13 protein-coding genes and 1 pseudogene are annotated in these 17,171 nt (G+C 71.4%); 7 read left to right on the top strand and 7 right to left on the bottom strand.

Translation table 11 applies throughout. The features are described 5' to 3' along the window. The first annotated feature begins 93 nt into the window (after positions 1–93). The 3 genes from ACFY5B_RS13130 (at position 94) to ACFY5B_RS13140 (ending at position 2,977) form a co-directional block, all read left to right on the top strand. Positions 94–1,251 (top strand): alkaline phosphatase PhoX, encoded by a 1,158-nt coding sequence (locus tag ACFY5B_RS13130; RefSeq protein ID WP_389968374.1) that lies wholly within the window; start codon positions 94–96, stop codon positions 1,249–1,251. A 115-nt stretch (positions 1,252–1,366) separates the two neighbouring features. Continuing rightward, positions 1,367–1,885, top strand: coding sequence for an NUDIX hydrolase (locus ACFY5B_RS13135; RefSeq protein ID WP_389968376.1), 519 nt, complete (start codon positions 1,367–1,369; stop codon positions 1,883–1,885). Positions 1,886–2,389: 504 nt separating this feature from the next. Further along, positions 2,390–2,977 carry a Uma2 family endonuclease gene (locus tag ACFY5B_RS13140; protein WP_389968378.1) on the top strand — a complete coding sequence of 196 codons (588 nt, stop codon included), beginning with the start codon at positions 2,390–2,392 and terminating at the stop codon, positions 2,975–2,977. Positions 2,978–2,984: 7 nt separating this feature from the next. Here the strand turns inward: ACFY5B_RS13140 and ACFY5B_RS13145 are convergent, their stop codons facing one another. Beyond that, positions 2,985–4,346: an MFS transporter gene (locus ACFY5B_RS13145; RefSeq protein WP_389968379.1), complete on the bottom strand. Its 1,362-nt coding sequence runs from the start codon at positions 4,344–4,346 to the stop codon at positions 2,985–2,987. A 26-nt stretch (positions 4,347–4,372) separates the two neighbouring features. After that, positions 4,373–4,810, bottom strand: coding sequence for a MarR family winged helix-turn-helix transcriptional regulator (locus tag ACFY5B_RS13150; RefSeq protein ID WP_053672640.1), 438 nt, complete (start codon positions 4,808–4,810; stop codon positions 4,373–4,375). 149 nt (positions 4,811–4,959) lie between these two features. On the opposite strand from ACFY5B_RS13150, the pseudogene ACFY5B_RS13155 reads away from it, so the two are divergent. Continuing rightward, positions 4,960–5,139: pseudogene (locus tag ACFY5B_RS13155) on the top strand (ribbon-helix-helix protein, CopG family); the annotation flags it as partial. Positions 5,140–5,216: 77 nt separating this feature from the next. Here ACFY5B_RS13155 and ACFY5B_RS13160 read toward each other — a convergent pair. Continuing rightward, positions 5,217–6,668, bottom strand: coding sequence for an NCS2 family permease (locus ACFY5B_RS13160; protein WP_389968382.1), 1,452 nt, complete (start codon positions 6,666–6,668; stop codon positions 5,217–5,219). Positions 6,669–6,784: 116 nt separating this feature from the next. Here ACFY5B_RS13160 and ACFY5B_RS13165 point away from each other — a divergent pair, with 116 nt between their 5' ends. The 3 genes from ACFY5B_RS13165 to ACFY5B_RS13175 all read left to right on the top strand — a co-directional run bounded on the left by ACFY5B_RS13165 (position 6,785) and on the right by ACFY5B_RS13175 (position 10,556). Next, complete coding sequence (locus ACFY5B_RS13165) at positions 6,785–7,060, top strand: DUF2530 domain-containing protein (protein ID WP_389968384.1); 276 nt, start codon at positions 6,785–6,787, stop codon at positions 7,058–7,060. 123 nt (positions 7,061–7,183) lie between these two features. Next, a complete protein-coding gene (locus ACFY5B_RS13170; RefSeq protein ID WP_389968386.1) occupies positions 7,184–8,029 on the top strand; it encodes a class I SAM-dependent methyltransferase in 846 nt (281 codons plus the stop codon). 133 nt (positions 8,030–8,162) lie between these two features. After that, positions 8,163–10,556: an HAD-IC family P-type ATPase gene (locus tag ACFY5B_RS13175; protein WP_389968388.1), complete on the top strand. Its 2,394-nt coding sequence runs from the start codon at positions 8,163–8,165 to the stop codon at positions 10,554–10,556. A gap of 93 nt (positions 10,557–10,649) precedes the next feature. Here ACFY5B_RS13175 and ACFY5B_RS13180 read toward each other — a convergent pair whose 3' ends face one another. The 4 genes from ACFY5B_RS13180 to ACFY5B_RS13195 form a co-directional block, all read right to left on the bottom strand. Then, positions 10,650–11,504 (bottom strand): hypothetical protein, encoded by an 855-nt coding sequence (locus ACFY5B_RS13180; protein ID WP_389968390.1) that lies wholly within the window; start codon positions 11,502–11,504, stop codon positions 10,650–10,652. Between the two features lie 205 nt (positions 11,505–11,709). Beyond that, positions 11,710–12,618 (bottom strand): hypothetical protein, encoded by a 909-nt coding sequence (locus tag ACFY5B_RS13185; protein ID WP_389968392.1) that lies wholly within the window; start codon positions 12,616–12,618, stop codon positions 11,710–11,712. Between the two features lie 255 nt (positions 12,619–12,873). Next, a complete protein-coding gene (locus tag ACFY5B_RS13190; RefSeq protein WP_389968394.1) occupies positions 12,874–16,002 on the bottom strand; it encodes a sacsin N-terminal ATP-binding-like domain-containing protein in 3,129 nt (1,042 codons plus the stop codon). 135 nt (positions 16,003–16,137) lie between these two features. Further along, positions 16,138–17,064 (bottom strand): DUF3027 domain-containing protein, encoded by a 927-nt coding sequence (locus ACFY5B_RS13195; protein WP_389968396.1) that lies wholly within the window; start codon positions 17,062–17,064, stop codon positions 16,138–16,140. Positions 17,065–17,171: the final 107 nt, after the last annotated feature.

The raw sequence follows: 17,171 nt of genomic DNA on the forward strand, positions 1-17,171 counted from the left end.
CAATCCGGCTCCCTTAGCGTCCTTCCCGCCTCCCCCCACGCACGACCCTGCCGTCGACCGGCGGCAGGGCGGTACGGCACCTCTGGAGTGAGAGTGGAACGTCGTAACCTCCTGCGTGCGGCCGTCCTCGGCGGCACATCGGCCGCTCTGGGCGGAACCCTGTGGCGCGGTGCCGCGTACGCGGCACCGGCCCAGCCCGGCACCGGCCCCTACGGGCCGCTGGGCTCCCCCGACGCCAACGGCGTCAGGCTCCCCGCCGGCTTCACGAGCCGGATCATCGCCCGGTCGGGCCAGCGGGTCGGGACCACGTCGTACACCTGGCACAACGCCCCGGACGGCGGCGCCTGTTACGCCGACGGCACGGGCTGGATCTACGTCTCCAACTCCGAGATCAATCCCTCGGGCGGCGCGAGCGCGGTGAGGTTCTCGTCGACGGGCGCGATCACCGGTGCGTACCGCATCCTCTCCGGCACCCGGCAGAACTGCGCGGGCGGCAAGACGCCGTGGAACACGTGGCTGTCCTGCGAGGAGGTGTCCCTCGGCTACGTCTACGAGACCGACCCGTGGGGCACGAACGCGGCGGTGCAGCGCGCGGCGATGGGCCGTTTCAAGCACGAGGCGGCGGCCGCCGACCCGGTGCGCAGGGCGATCTACCTGACCGAGGACGAGACGAACGGCCGCTTCTACCGCTTCGTGCCGACGACCTGGGGCAACCTGTCCTCCGGCACGCTCCAGGTGATGGTCGCGGGCAGCGCCACCAGCGGCTCCTTCACCTGGGCCGATGTCCCCGACCCGGACGGCTCCCCCACCGCCACCCGCTCCCAGGTCTCCGGTTCCAAGTCCTTCAACGGCGGCGAGGGCTGTCACTACGCGAACGACACCGTCTGGTTCACCACCAAGGGCGACAACCGCGTCTGGCAGCTCAACCTCCTCGACAACACCTACGAGCTGGCCTACGACGACTCCCTCGTCAACGGCACGGCCCCGCTCACCGGCGTCGACAACATCACCGGCACCTCCTCCGGCGACCTGTTCGTCGCCGAGGACGGAGGCAACATGGAGATCTGCGTGATCACCCCGGACGACGTCGTCGCCTCGTTCCTGCGCGTCGACGGCCAGTCCGCCTCGGAGATCACCGGCCCGGCCTTCTCCCCGGACGGCACCCGCCTCTACTTCTCCAGCCAGCGCGGCACCAGCGGCAGCTCCTCGGGCGGCATCACCTACGAGGTGACGGGCCCGTTCCGCTCCTGACGGGGGGCGCGTGCGGCACCTGAGCCGGTCCCGTCGGTGACCATCGGCGGGCCCGGCCGTTCCACCGGTTGGGCAGTTCGCAGCGGGCTGTCCAGCCGACGGAAGGAACACCACCGTGGACACGACCGTGCCCGTCCCGAACGCGCCGGGTGTGCTGCCCCGCGCCGAGTGGGTCAAGACCCTGCCGCAGACCATCGTCGCGTCCTGCGTCCTGCTGCTCGACGCCGAGGACCGGATCCTGCTGCTGCGCTACGCCGCGGGGCTGCCCGCCGCGGGGCTCTGGGGGCTGCCGGGCGGCATGCTCGACCACGGAGAGGACCCCGTCGGGGCCGCGCGCCGGGAGCTGCACGAGGAGACCGGCATCGCCCTGGAAGAAGACCTGCGGTTCCTCGGGTACGACCACCGGGCCGATGTGCTGGAGACGGGGCCGGTGATCGACTTCTACTTCCACGGTGGCCGGCTCCCGGCCGGGCAGCCCGTCCGGCGCAGCTCGGAGCACGACCAGCACGGCTTCTTCGCCCTCGCCGACCTGGAATCGACCCCGCTGGCGACCGGGCTGCCCACCCTCACCACGCTGCTGACCGCGGCCCGGACCGGCACCGTCGTCTGCCTGCGGGAAGGGCTCCACGGCTAGGCCGCGTCCGCGAAGCTCCGGCTGGGCGAAGGTCTTCCCGGGCAGGCCGGGACGCCGAAGGGGCGGCACCTCCGCACAGGTGCCGCCCCTTCGTCTCGTGCTCCGGAGCCGCCGCGATCGGTGAGGGTCGGGGACCGCCGACGGCTCCGGGTTCTTGCGCGGCCCCGCACGGGCCACGGGTCTAGGGCCTGTCGTTTGGATCATGCCGGCGTCGCGGGGCGTGGCACGCACATCTGCCGCGTTGTCGTCGGTTGTCAACTCCCCCACGCTCGGCTGCGCTCGCGCGGGAGGGACCCCCATCGCGTTGACGCCCTCCTCCGCCTTGCATCTGCACGCACCACGCCCCGCTCGGGTCGGCCGAGAGGCGCTGTCACTCCCGGCCGACCTGATCCAAACGACAGGCCCTAGGCGGCATCAGGACCCGGGCGTGTCCCGGTCAGCGTGCGTATCGTTGTACCGCGCGGCCGGCTCCACCCGCGGGTGCGGCCGGGGAGGAGCGCCACGGTGACCGCCCTCGCAGACAGGATGGAGATGGCCGACAGCAGCGACGGACTCACCCTCGACATGATGTTCGAGTGGGTGGAGACGATGCCGGTCCCCGAGGGCTACAGGGTCGAGATCGTCGGGGGGCACATCTTCATGGCGCCTCAGCAGGACGCCCACTGGGACATCACCGCGAACATCGTGGAGCAGCTGCGCGCGAAGTACCCGCGCAAGCGCGTGAAGTCCGACGTCCGTGTCGACTACCCGGGCCACCTCAACGGCTTCGCCTCCGACATCACCGTGATGTCGGAGGGAGCGGCGCAGAACGACAAGGGCCTGTGGCGCTACCAGGACGTCGACTTCGTCGCCGAGGTGATCTCCAGGAAGACCGGGGCGAACGACTACGGCCCCAAGAAGGACGCGTACGCCGCCGCCGGCGTGCCGGTGTACCTGATCGTGGATCCGTACACCGGCCGCTGGCATCTGCACACCAAGCCCAAGGACGGCGAGTACCGGGGCGAGCTGAGCCTGGACTTCGGGGACGAGATCGACCTGACCGGAACCGTGGTCGGGCTCGTCCTGGAGACCGGGGAGTTCCCCCGGGACTGACGCCGCACTACGCCGCCGGGGCCAGCTGCTCCTGCTCCCGGGGCACGAACCGCACCCGGGGATGCCCGCCGTGCCAGCCCACCGACAGCCGCAGGTTGCCGACCCGGGCCAGGATCAGGCCGATGACGGCCGCGGCGAGCGCCGCCACCGCACCGCCGGCCGCGAGGCCGACCCGCGCGCCGTACGTGTCCGTGATCCAGCCGACTATCGGGGCGCCGACGGGCGAGCCACCGAGGAAGACCATCATGTAGAGGGCCATGACACGGCCGCGCATGGCCGGGTCCGTGGACATCTGGATGCTGGTGTTCGTCGTGACGTTGACGGTCATGCCGAACAGGCCCAGCGGGACCATGAGCAGGGCGAACATCCACAGTGTGGGGGTCGTCGCCGCCACGATCTCCAGCGCGCCGAAGGCCAGGGCCGCCACGATCAGCAGCCGCAGCCGGGCCGTCCCCCGTCGCGCCGCGAGCAGTGCGCCCACGACCGAGCCGACCGCCATCAGCGTGTTGAACATGCTGTACGCGCCCGCACCCGCGTGGAACACGTCGTCCGCGAAGGCCGAGAGGTAGACGGGGAAGTTGAAGGCGAACGTCCCGACGAAGCCGACCAGGACGATCGGCCAGATCAGCTCCGGGCGGCCCGTGACGTAGCGCACACCCTCCCGCAGCTGCCCCTTGCCCCGCGGGGCCCGCTCCACGACGTGCAGCTCGCGGGCCCGCATCAGCAGCAGGCCGGTGAGCGGCGCGATGAAGGACAGGCCGTTGAAGAGGAAGGCGAAGCCGGTGCCGACGCCGGTGATGAGTATGCCCGCGACGGCGGGGCCGACCAGGCGGGCCGACTGGAAGTTCGCCGAGTTAAGGCTGACCGCGTTCTGCAGCTGCCCCGGGCCGACCAGCTCGGAGACGAAGGACTGCCGGGCCGGGTTGTCCACGACGGTGGCCAGACCGACCGCGAAGGCGGCGACGTACACGTGCCACACCTGGACGTGTCCGGTGAGGGTGAGGACGGCCAGGGCGATCGCCGTGAGCGCCATCGAGGACTGCGTCACGAGCAGGGTGGGCCGCTTGCGCAGCCGGTCGACGAGGACACCGCCGTAGAGGCCGAAGAGGAGCATCGGCAGGAACTGCAGGGCGGTCGTTATGCCGACGGCGGCGGAGGAGCCGGTGAGGCTGAGCACGAGCCAGTCCTGGGCGATGCGCTGCATCCAGGTGCCGATGTTGGAGACGACCTGGCCCATGAAGAACAGGCGGTAGTTCCTGACCTTCAGGGAGGAGAACATCGAGGACTTGCGCGGAAGCGGATCCGAGGCGGGCGGGGAGTCGTGGGGGTCAGGTGCGGGGGCGGAAGCTGCTCCGGGTCCCGAACTCAAATGGGTCGCCTCCTTGCAACGGCTTCTTACAGATGCGCGAGCTTCTCCAGTACGGGGGCGGCGGCGCGGAGTTTCGCCCACTCGTCCTCGTCGAGGTTCTCCACCAGCGTGGCCAGGAACGCGTTCCGCTTGGCGCGGCTCTCCTCGAGCATGGCCTCGGCCTGCTCGGTGCGTGTGACGACCTTCTGGCGCCGGTCCTCGGGGTGCGGCTCCAGCCGGACCAGCCCCTTGGCCTCCAGCAGTGCCACGATGCGGGTCATCGACGGCGGCTGGACGTGCTCCTTGCGGGCGAGCTCACCCGGTGTGGCCCTGCCGCACAGCGAGAGGGTGCCCAGCACCGACATCTCGGTGGGGCTGAGCGATTCGTCGACCCGCTGGTGCTTGAGCCGACGGGACAGCCGCATCACCGCGGATCGGAGGGAGTTCACGGCGGCTACGTCGTCGCCATGGTTGAGGTCCGGCATGTTCTTTAGCGTAACTCATTACTCTCGCTAAATACCAGCCGGAACGCGTACAGCCGTCCGTGACGCCCGCCACTGAAGCGTGACATCACTCATATGGGTGACAAGGCGACGGAACGGGCCCCGCCGGACCGAACGGTGCCGCGACCCTCATGCTCATGGGGACCAGTGTGCTCAGCCTGCGAATAGACCGCGACCTGCTCGAACGGCTCAGGCACCACGCCGCGAAAAGAGGAATGAGCGTCCAGGACTATGTCGTCCGGACGCTCATTCGAGATGACTTCGACCAGCGCTTCCAGGCCGCCGTCGAGGAGACGGAGAGGTTCTACGGCACCCCCGGCGCCCCTGGCTCCCCTGACTCCCCCGGCATCCCCGGCGCCCCCGGCGCCCCCGACTCCGGCGACGAGGATCAGGTCAGACCGAGCGCCGGCATCAGGTAGTAGAACGCGAACACGGCCGCCACCGCGTACATCGCCGACGGCACCTCCCGGCCCCGCCCGGCGGCGAGCCGCAGCACGGCGAAGGTGATGAAGCCCATGCCGATTCCGTTGGTGATCGAGTACGTGAACGGCATCATCAGCATCGTCACGAAAGCCGGGACGGCGATCGTGTAGTCCGCCCAGTCGATCTCCTTCACCGATCCGGCCAGGATCAGGAAGCCGACCGCGACCAGGGCGGGCGTGGCCGCCTGGGAGGGGACCATCGTGGCGACCGGCGTCAGGAAGAGGGCCGCGGCGAAGAGGCCGCCGGTGACGACATTGGCCAGACCGGTCCGGGCGCCCTCGCCGACACCGGCCGTGGACTCGACGAACGCGGTCGTCGCGGAGGAGGAGCTGGCGCCGCCGGCGGCGACCGCGAGGCCGTCGACGAACAGCACCCGGTTGATGCCGGGCATCTGTCCCTCGCCGTCGGTCAGCTTCGCCTCGTCGGAGACGCCCATGATCGTGCCCATCGCGTCGAAGAAGCACGACAGCAGCACGGTGAAGACGAACAGCACCCCGGTCAGCACGCCGACCTTGCCGAAGCCGCCGAACAGGCTGACCTGCCCGATCAGCCCGAAGTCGGGGCTCGCGACCGGGTTGCCGGGCCAGGTGGGCGTGGTCAGGCCCCAGCTCGGCACCTCGGCCACCGAGTTGATGACCACCGCGAGGACCGTCATGGCGACGATCGAGATCAGGATCGCGCCGGAGACCTTGCGTACGATCAGCGCGAGAGTCAGCAGGACGCCCAGGACGAAGACGAGGACCGGCCAGCCGTTGAGGTGACCGTCGCCGCCCAGCTGGAGCGGGACGGTGGTCTGGGCGGCGTCCGGGATCCGGGAGACGAAGCCCGCGTCGACGAGCCCGATCAGCATGATGAACAGGCCGATACCGATGGAGATGGCCTTGCGCAGCCCGTAGGGCACGGCGTTCATGACGCGCTCGCGCAGCCCCGTGGCGACCAGCAGCATGACCACGAACCCGGCGAGGACCACCATGCCCATCGCGTCCGGCCAGGACATGCGCGGGGCGAGCTGGAGGGCGACGACGGAGTTCACACCGAGACCGGCGGCCAGCGCGATCGGGACGTTGCCGATGACGCCCATGAGGAGGGTGGTCAGCGCGGCGGTGAGGGCCGTCGCGGTGACCAGCTGCCCGTTGTCGAGCTGGTGACCGTACATGTCCTTGGCGCTGCCGAGGATGATCGGGTTCAGCACGATGATGTAGGCCATCGCGAAGAAGGTGGCGAGACCGCCCCGGACCTCGCGCGGCAGGGTGCTGCCCCGCTCGGAGATCCGGAAGAAGCGGTCGAGTGCGCCGTACGTGCGCCCGGCTCCCGGCTGATCAGGGGCGGGGACCTTGGCGGGAGCCGAGGAGGACATGTGTTGGTGTTTCCTACGAAGAGAAGTGGTCAGACATAAACCGTTTCAGTATGAACATATAAAGCCACCATCGGCCATCTCCGCGCGTAGACCTGATCGCCTCGTAAGCTGTCCCCATGGCGAAGTGGACCCCCAGACACGAGGCGCCGGAGCCCCTGGAGGGCCCCGTGGTCGCCACCATCACCGGCGGCACCATCCTGTGGTTCGTCCTCTTCCTGGTCCAGCTCCCCTTCTACGGCTGGTTCGACGATCACGGTCACACCTGGTGGGTGTGGACCTGCCTGGCCGGTGGCGGGCTGGGACTGATCGGTGTCTGGTACGTCCGCAAGCGCGACGCGGCGATCAAGCGCGCGGCGGCCGAGAACCGCACGGCGGCATCCTCGGCCGACTAGCCCTCTTCCTGTCCACTCTCCGCCGAGACACGTCCCCGCCCCCTCCCTACGCTCGTATCAGGCGGCGAAACGCTCGAAAACCGTCGGCGCGCGACCGCCGCCCGACCGGTGAGGAGCGCAGCGATGACGACGCAGCACAGCGCGGTCGAGGCCGACCGTGCCCTGAAGTCCAAGCACCGGGCGATGTGGGCCCAGGGCGACTACCCGTCCCTGGCCGCCGAGGTCATCCCCGAGCTGGGAGCGATCCTGGTCGAGGCGTGCGGAGTGCGCCCCGGTCTGCGGGTGCTGGACGTGGGCGCCGGCTCCGGCAACGCCGCGATACCGGCGACCCTGGCCGGTGCGGACGTGGTGGCCTCCGACCTGACGCCGGAGCTGTTCGACGCCGGTCGGCGGGCGGCCGAGAAGCAGGGGGCGCAGCTCGTCTGGCAGGAGGCCGACGCCGAGGCGCTGCCGTTCGGCGACGCGGAGTTCGACACCGTGCTGTCCTGCGTCGGCGTCATGTTCGCCCCGCACCACCGGCAGGCCGCCGACGAACTCGTCCGGGTCTGCCGTCCCGGCGGCACCATTGGACTGCTCAGCTGGACGCCCCAGGGCTTCATCGGCCGGATGTTCGCCGTGATGAAGCCGTACGCGCCGCCGCCCCCGCCCGGAGCCGAGCCACCGCCTCTGTGGGGGGACGAGGACCACGTCCGCGCCCTGCTCGGCGACCGGGTCACGGACGTCCGCGCCGAGCGCCGCACGGTCCGCGTCGACCGCTTCGAGACGCCCGAGGCGTTCCGCGACTACTTCAAGGACCGCTACGGCCCCACCATCAGCGTCTACAAGAACCTCGCCGGTGAACCCGAACGCGCCGCCGCCCTCGACGGCGCCCTGGTGGACCTCGCCCGCGACGGGGACCTGAAAGCGGGCTCGGGCGCGACCGTCCTGGAGTGGGAGTACCTGCTCCTCACGGCCCGCCGGGCGGGCTGACGGCAGGGCGTGGCCCCGTGGTCGTACGGCATACAACTGCCGTACGACCACGGCACGGAGTCCGTCCTTCCCAGGTCGGATCTTCACCACATTCAGCGGGTGAAGCGGCAAATCCGCACGTACCGTCGAATGCATGACGCATCTCGACGCGGGTGCCCGGCCCGACTCCGCGCGGCCGGCGACGGTCACCTCCCGCGAGACCGGCCTGACCGCCGCTCAGGTCGCCGAACGGGTGGAGCGCGGGCAGGTCAACGACGTGCCGGTGCGCAGCAGCCGCTCCACCGTCGACATCGTCCGGGCCAACGTCTTCACCCGCTTCAACGCGATCATCGGCGTGCTGTGGCTGATCATGCTGGTGGTCGCCCCGATCCAGGACAGCCTGTTCGGGTTCGTGATCCTCGCCAACACCGGCATCGGGATCGTCCAGGAGTGGCGGGCGAAGAAGACGCTGGACTCGCTCGCGCTGATCGGCGAGGTCAGGCCGACCGTGCGCCGCGACGGGACGGCCGGGCAGGTCAGCACGTCCGAGATCGTGCTGGACGACCTGATCGAGATCGGGCCCGGGGACAAGGTCGTCGTCGACGGCGTCTGTGTCGAGGCGGACGGTCTTGAGATCGACGAGTCGCTGCTCACCGGCGAGGCCGACCCGGTCGTGAAAGAGCCCGGCGACCAGGTCATGTCGGGCAGCTTCGTGGTGGCGGGCGGCGGAGCCTTCCAGGCGACGAAGGTCGGCCGCGAGGCCTATGCCGCCCAGCTCGCCGAGGAGGCCTCCCGCTTCACCCTCGTCCAGTCCGAGCTGCGCTCGGGCATCTCCACGATCCTCAAGTACGTCACGTGGATGATGGTCCCGACCGCGATCGGCCTGGTCGTCAGCCAGCTGTTCGTGAAGGAGAACGCCTTCGACGACTCCGTCGCCCGCACGGTCGGCGGCATCGTCCCGATGGTCCCCGAAGGCCTCGTCCTGCTCACCTCGGTCGCCTTCGCGATCGGCGTGATCCGGCTCGGCCGCAAGCAGTGCCTGGTCCAGGAGCTGCCGGCGATCGAGGGGCTGGCCCGGGTCGACACGGTCTGCCTCGACAAGACCGGCACCCTCACCGAGGGCGGCATGGACGTCACCGAGCTGCGGCCGCTGCAGGGCGCCGACGAGACGTACGTGCGCAAGGTGCTCGGTGCGCTCGGCGAGTCGGACCCGCGGCCGAACGCCTCCCTGAAGGCGATCATCGACGCCTACCCGGCCGTGGAGGGCTGGCGCTGCACCGAGGCCCTGCCGTTCTCCTCCGCCCGCAAGTACAGCGGCGCCGCGTTCGACGAGGGCGACGGGCAGTCCGGCCGGTGGCTGCTGGGCGCGCCCGACGTGCTGCTGGCGGAGGACGACCCGGCCCTGGCCGAGACCGGGCGGCTGAACGAGCAGGGCCTCAGGGTGCTGCTGCTCGTCCGCGTCGCGCGGGACCTGGACGATCCCGAGGTGGCGAGGGGGGCGAAGCCCGTCGCCCTGGTCGTGCTGGAGCAGCGGCTGCGGCCGGACGCCGCCGACACCCTGCGCTACTTCGCCGACCAGAACGTCCGGGCCAAGGTCATCTCCGGCGACAACGCGGTGTCGGTCGGCGCGGTCGCCGCCAAGCTCGGGCTGTCGGGCAGCACCCTGGACGCGCGGCGGCTGCCCGCCGAGCGGGAGGGGATGGCCGACGCCCTCGACGGCGGGACGGTGTTCGGGCGGGTCACCCCGCAGCAGAAGCGGAACATGGTGGGCGCGTTGCAGTCCCGCGGGCACACGGTCGCGATGACGGGCGACGGGGTGAACGACGTACTCGCCCTGAAGGACGCCGACATCGGCGTGGCGATGGGCTCCGGCTCGGAGGCGACCCGGGCGGTCGCGCAGATCGTGCTGCTGAACAACAGCTTCGCCACACTGCCGTCGGTGGTCGCGGAGGGGCGCCGGGTCATCGGCAACATCACGCGGGTGGCGACGCTGTTCCTCGTCAAGACGGTCTACTCGGTGCTGCTGGCCGTGCTGGTGGTGTGCTCGCAGGTGGAGTACCCGTTCCTGCCGCGCCACCTGACCCTGCTGTCGACGCTGACCATCGGCATCCCGGCGTTCTTCCTCGCGCTCGCGCCCAACAGGGAGCGGGCGAAGCCGAACTTCGTGCGGCGGGTCATGCGGTACGCGATCCCGGGCGGGGTCGTGGCGGCGCTGGCGACCTTCGCGACGTATCTGATCGCCCGGGAGCACTACACGGGGGCGGGGGCGCTGGACGCGGAGACCAGCGCGGCGACGCTCACGCTGTTCCTCATCTCGATGTGGGTGCTGGCGATCATCGCCCGCCCGTACACCTGGTGGCGGGTCGCCCTGGTCGCCTCGATGGCCGGGGCGTTCCTGGTGGTGCTGGTCGTGCCGTGGCTGCAGCACTTCTTCGCGCTGAAGCTGGTGGGGATGACGATGCCGTGGATCGCCGTCGGCATCGCCGTGGTCGCGGCGGCCACCCTGGAGGTCTTGTGGAGGTGGGTGGACCGCCGCTTTCCCGCTTAGCGCTCGGCTCGGGCCAGGGGGATTCCCGCCGAGTTCCGTCCGCGAGCCGTACGTGGCCGGTCGCGCAGTTCCCCGCGCCCCTGGGGGCGCGCCCTACTTCACGTCGACGTAGTCGCCCGTGGCGTTGACGGCCGGGGTGGTCGTCGTGCCGGCGAAGCTGAAGCGCCAGTAGCCGTCGTAGGCGGCGGTGGCGGTGGCCTTCACGTTGCCGTAATTGTCGGAGGTCACGGTCTTGACCGTGGTGTACGTGCTGGTGCCCGCCTTGCGGAACTGGAGCTTGACCGGCTGGTTGGTGTAGCCGTGGTAGGCGTTGTCCTCCCAGTTGGCGCGGGACAGCTTGCCGGTGGACGTGATGGTCTTGCCCTTGTAGACGGGCTCGGGGCCGGCGTTGACCGTCAGCTTGGAGTAGCGCTGCACCTTGGTGGTGCCCAGGCCGCCCTGCATCTTCTCCTGGTCGTCGCTGGTGACCGCGAGGGCACCGGCGCCCCAGGTGCCGGCGTCGGAGTTGAACAGGTCGCCGTCGGCCGGGCGGATGCTGATGACGCCCTTGCAGTTGAGGACCGTCGTGGAGGCGGCGGTGCAGGTGGCCGGGTCGTCGCTGATGAGGAGGTTGTCCGCGGTGTCGACCGAGGAGCCGTGGTAGATCAGCGGACCGGTGGCGAAGTTGTCGGAGCCGGTGTCGAGGTCGGCGGCGTGGGTCACGGAGTAGGTGACCGGCACGCTCACCACGTTGGTGGTGCCGACGACTATGTTCTTGCCGCTGTTGACCTTCACGTCGGAGAAGGTGACGTCGAGGGTCGACGCGGTGGTGCTTGTGCCCGCGTCTGCCGCGGCGGAGCTGAAGGCCTGCTTGCCGGAGGGGGCGTCGGCGGCCTGCGCGGCCGGAACGACGAGGGCGGAAAGGGCCAGGGCGCCGGAGACGGCGGCCACGGTGGCTCGCATGTGCATGTGTTCCCCAGGAGGAGAAGTGAGCTAGGAGTCTGACTGACTCGGATGATCAGATTCACGAGCCCCTGGGGGGGTTGTAGGCGCGGACCGGGTTTTGCCGTGTCATCCGCAACGTTTGACGCGCTCGTGGCATATGCACGGCGTGGAGACGGCGCCGCCGGCCCCGGCATGGCTCCGGGACCGGCGGTGTCGCGCTGCGGCGGTGTTACTGCACGTCGACGAAGTCACCCGCGGCGTTGACCGCCGGGGTGGTCGTGGTGCCCGCGAAGGAGTAGCGGAAGTAGCCGTCCGTCGAGGCCGTGACGGTGGTCTTCAGCTCACCCGTGCTGTTGGACTTGATGGTCTTGAGGGTGGTGTAGGTGTCGCTGCCCTTCTTGCGGAACTGCAGCTTCACCGACTGGTTGGTGTAACCGTGGTACTTGTTGTCGTCCCAGTTGGCCCGGGACAGCTTGCCGGTGACCGTGATGGTCTTGCCCTTCTTCACCGGCTCGGGCGAGGCGTTGACCGTCAGCTTGGAGTAGCGCTGGAGCTTGAAGGAGTTGGTCGGGTCCTTCACCGCGACACCCACGTTGTCCAGGTTCGGGTTCTCCGGGTCCTCACCGTTGAACGCGACCGCGAACGCGGCCGCCTTCCAGGAGCCGGCGTCCTCGTTCAGCAGCGCGAACGGGTCGATCTCGACGGTGGCCTTGCAGCTGGCGACGGTCGCGGAGGAGTCCGTGCAGGTCGCGTCGTTGCTGTCGAAGAAGAAGGCCGTCTCCTCGAACGAGGCACCGCGGTACAGCTCGACGCCCGCGAAGAAGTCCGCGGCGTGGATGTCCACTTCCTGGCCGTGGGTCAGCGTGAAGGACACGGGGACCTTGACCACGTTGGTGGTGCCCACGGCGATGTTCTTGCCGTTGTTGACCTTGACCGAGGAGAAGGTCGCGTTCAGGGCGATCGCCTCGCCGTCCACGGCGCCGGTGAAGGCCGACCGGCCGGAGTCGGCGTGGAGGACCTCGCTCGCGGCGGCGATGTCCGCGGGAACCTTCGGCTCCGCGGCCTGCGCGGCCGGGACGGCGAGGGCGGAAAGGGCCAGGGCGCCGGTGACGGCGGCCACGGTGGCTCGGATACGCATGCGTTCTCCAGGTGGAGAGGGGCCCCGGTGCTCGTCGTCGGCTCTCGGGGCCCAAGTGATCGTGGAGTCTGTTGACTCACGTGATCAGATAGCTCAGCGATACGCATGGTTGTACGACAGGTGAAAAAAATGTGCGGGAGTTTTCACCGACTGCCATACGTCGCCCCAGCCGCACCTCACCACCGGCTCGGTCGCACCACCGGCTCGGTCGCACCACCGGCTCGGCCTCACCACCGGCTCGGTCGCACCACCGGCTCAGTCGAACCACCGGTCCCGCGCCAGTTCGTCCGTGCGGGACGGGTCCTCCAGCAGTGCCGCCACCTCGAACCGCCGCGGCCACTGTCCCGCCGCCCAGGCGAGCCCCGCGGCGACGCCTTCCAGGGTCGCGGCGTGCAGGACGCCGTCGTCGGTGAGCCGCCAGTCGATCTCCACGCCGTCGACGACGAGTTCCTCGTGCTCGACGTAGGAGGACGGGGTCTGCCGGCCGAGCAGCACCCGCACCGGCTCCGGTACGTCGTGCTCGGTGCCCTCGGAGGTGACCTCCCCGGTGACCGACTCGCTCAGCCGCCGCACCTGGAACAGTTCGGCCAGCTCGGCGGCGCGTGACGGGCGTACGGGAAGCAGCGGCACACCCTCGGTGAACGGCAGCAGGTCGGGCGAGTCGCACACCACGGCGTCGGCCGCGTCCACGACCTCCACCCGGCCGTCGACGACCGCCCGCAGATCGTCCGGCAGGGTCACCTGCTCGGGGTCCAGACCGGCCAGCGCCCCGTACAGGGCGTGCAGTTGCGCGCCCGTCACCTCCCGCTCGGGGTCGGCGAGCCGGTCGAGCAGCTCGGCGGCACCGCCGGGCTCGTCCAGCAGCGCGGCGACGGACGTCCGCACCCCCAGCGCCCGCAGCACCTGCTCGTCCTCGAAGCCGGTGGCGTCGGCCTCGTCGTACAGCCCGCGCAGCAGCGGATCACCACCGGCGGCCCGCAGTCCGGCCGGGCGGCGGCCGTCGAGCACCGGGTTCCCGCGCAGCCACCAGGCGGTGTACGGCCGGACGACCTCGTGCGTCCCGTCCGGCAGCAGGATCCGCACGGGCTGCACGATGGCGTCCCTGAGCGGCGGCCGGGACAGCAGTGCCAGCGCCTGCGCCCACTTGTCCTCGTCCACGAGGTCAAGGTCCCGTACGGCGACGATCTCGGTGGCGACCGGCGGCACCGGGCTGTCCGGGAAGCGGTCGAGGACGTCCTCGCACCACACGTCCACGGCGTCCAGCAGGCCCGGGTCGTCGGGCTCGGCGAAGTCGCCTTCGCGGGGGTCCAGTTCGTCCGGGTCGAGGACGACGTCGGTGGCGCGGACGATCGCGAAGTCCACCAGGACACCGCAGGCGGCGAGCGGCTGCTCACCCCACTTCCCGGCCAGTTCGGCGTCCACGAAGGCGAGTTCACCCTCGCGCATGACCTGGGCGAACGGGCCGCCGGGGAAGACGAGTTCGCACGCCGGGGCCGGTTCGCCGTCCTCGTCGGGCAGGGCGAGCGCGCCCAGCCAGGGCTCGTCACCGGGCTCCAGGGCGGCGTCCCGCACCAGGGCGAGCACGGTGTCGGCCAGTTCGTCGGCGTCGAGAGTGTCCTCCTCCCAGTTCACCCCGCCGTCGTCGTCCAGGGACGCGGCGACGGCGGCCCGGACCTGCGGGGTGGTGAGGACGGCCCGCGGGGTCGCGGGCAGGGCGCCGAGCTTCTCCAGGAGGGGGTGGGCGGCGTCCGGGTGGGCGACCTTGAGGCCGAGCCGGGCCAGCACCTCGGGGTCGACCCGGGCGGTTTCCACGCCGGGCAGCAGGACCTGCCGGGGCCCGATGGTCGTACGGCCGTCGGCCAGCGGGACCGGGAGCCCCGACAGGCGGTCCGGGTCGATGCCGGCCAGGCTGTCGTAGAGCCGCCGCCACCAGCCGGGTTCCTTCTCCAGACCGGCCAGCCGGTCGATCGCGTCGGTCAGCGGGACGCGGGCGACGCCCAGGGTCCGCAGCTCGGCGCGGCGCTCCAGACCGGCGGGCAGCAGAGTGGGGAGCACCTCGGCGAGCACCCGCACGGTGTCCGCGCCCGCGCTCTCGACGACCTCGGCGTCCCGCGGCCGCAGGGTTTCCGGCAGCTCGTCGTCCTCGCGGGGCGGGAGCGCGGGCGGCAGGAAAGAGGTCCGCGGCAGCCGTTGCAGGATCGCCTGGCGCAGGGCGCCGTCCAGTTCGCCCTTGCCGAGCGGGCCCGGCACGAGGTCGATGATCCCGGACGTCACCGGCCGCCAGCCGCCGAGGAGTTCGGCGTAGGCGTCGGCCGCGCGCTCGACGAGGAAGTCGGTCAGCGGGCCGGGGGCGGCGTGCCGGCGGGTGGAGTCCAGCGGGAACGAGGCGATGAGCAGGGCCGGGACGCCGAGCGGCTCGTCGCTCGGGGTGGGGGCGTGCACGACGGCGTCGGTGCGGGGCCGGGCCGGGCTGCCGTCGCTGTCCACGGGCACGGCCCAGGTGACGGACCAGTGGGGCCGCAGCCGCTCCTCGACCGGCCGGTCGGCGAGGAGACCGGGGGTGAGGGGGCCGTGGGCGGCGGCGGTGCGCCAGTGGGTGACGCCGTGGGCGGAGTCGTCGACGACGGTGAAGGCACCGTCGGCGCGGCGGGTGAGGGTGCGCGGGCTCTCCCCGTTGATCTCGACGACCAGCTCTTCGAGTCCGGGGAGGGTGAGCAGCAGGGCGTCGTCGACGGCCCGCAGGAGTCGCTCGGCGAGATCGGCGGCCGGGTTGTCCCGCAGCGGCAGGATGACGGCGGTGTCGTAGGGGGCGGGGGCGGTTCCCTCGGCGGCGTACGGCAGCCGCAGCAGGGGTACGTGCCCGTCCCGGCGCCGGACCTCGTCCCCGAGGCCGGGGCTGTGCCGGGCGGTCTCGGCGGCCAGTGCTCTGGCCTCGGCCAGCGACCACCGCACACCGCCGTGCCGGCCGACGACGGCGGGCTCGTCGGTGACGGACAGCACGGCGGCGAACCCGACTCCGAACCGCCCCACGGAGGAGGTGTCCCCGGTGTTCCGCTTGGCCGACGCCCGCAGTGTGGACAGCGACTCGACCCCGGCCGCGTCCAGCGGGGCGCCGGTGTTGGCGGCGACGAGCACGTCGTCGCGCAGGGTGAGCCGCAGCCGCCCCGGTACTCCGGCCCGGGCGGCGGCGTCGGCCGCGTTCTGGGCGAGTTCCACGACGAGCCGGTCCCGGTAGCCGCCGAGAACCAGGTCCTCCTCGGCGTTGGCGTCCTCACGGAACCGGGCGGGGCTGGTGGCCCAGGCGTCGAGGACACCGCGCCGCAGACGGGCGGTACCGAACGGATCGGCCCCCTCGGCGGCGGGCCGCACGAACTTGCTGCTCACGTTCCGTTCCTTCTCCTCGTGGACGTCCTCGTGGACGTGAGGAGAAGGTACCGCTTGGGGAGCGGACGGCGTGCGCCCGCCCGGCGCGGGCGGCCGGGCGTGCGGTGGTGTGAAGGACGTGTGCGCGGCCGGCCGCTAAGAGTGCCCCAGTTCCTCCGTGTCCGCGTCCGCCGCCGGAGGCACCGAGCCCGAGTCGGGGGCCGGGCGCAGCGGGAACGGGTCGACCCGGGTCTCGTCGATGACCGGGGCGGGCGGCTGGGGCGGGCGGGGCATGACCGCGGCCTCGGAGTGGCCGCCGCAGCCGTAGGCGAGGGAGACCAGGCGGCCGTCGGCCGGGGAGAACTCGTTGGCGCAGGCGCCGAAGGCCTGGCCGAGGGAGCCGCCGATGGGGACGAGGAAGCCGCAGCTGACGCAGGCGGCGGGGGCCGACTGGGCCATGGGGGTCTTGGGGCCGAACGCCTCCTCCCAGCGGTCGGCCGCGCTGTGCAGGCCGTAGCGGGACAGGACGCGGGCCCGGCGCATGCCCAGTTCCTCGGCGACCGCCGGGATCGACCCACGCGAGGGGGCCACCGTGAAGCCGGAGGCGGATCCTGTGGTGACGTCCGCGTCCTCCGCCTCGACCAGGTCGGCCATCTCGTGGGAGACCGGGACGTTCGGCGCCGGCTCGTCCTCGCCCGAGTAGCCCGGCTCCAGGCGCAGGTCCTCGGCGTCGGTGGGCAGCAGGTCGCCCGGCCCCATGTCGCCGGGACGCAGCCGCTCGCTCCACGGCACCCACTCGGGCGCCAGCACCGCGTCCGGTCCGGGCAGCAGCGCCGCCTCGTCCACCGTGACGATCTTCGCCCGGGAGGCCCGGGCCACCGTCACAGCCCAGCGCCAGCCCCGGTACCCGAGCTCCCGGCACTCGAAGAAGTGCGTGACAACGCGGTCCCCCTCGGAGACCACTCCCACGTGCTCGCCGACGATTCCTGGCGCGGCGGCCTCCTCGGCTGCGGCGCGTGCGAGGTCGACGGCCTCTGCGCACAGACGGTCAGGGGTGCGGCTTCGCGTTGTCGCTGCGCTCACAGGTATCGCTTCTCTCCATACGCCGTCTCACGAGTGCGCCACTCCCGGCGCGGGGGGCGGACGGAGCGGACCGGGGGACCGCGTCGACGTCCTTCATCCATTTTGCG

It is taken from the genome of Streptomyces sp. NPDC013187 (assembly GCF_042899705.1).
Taxonomy (GTDB): Bacteria; Actinomycetota; Actinomycetes; order Streptomycetales; family Streptomycetaceae; genus Streptomyces; species Streptomyces hawaiiensis_A.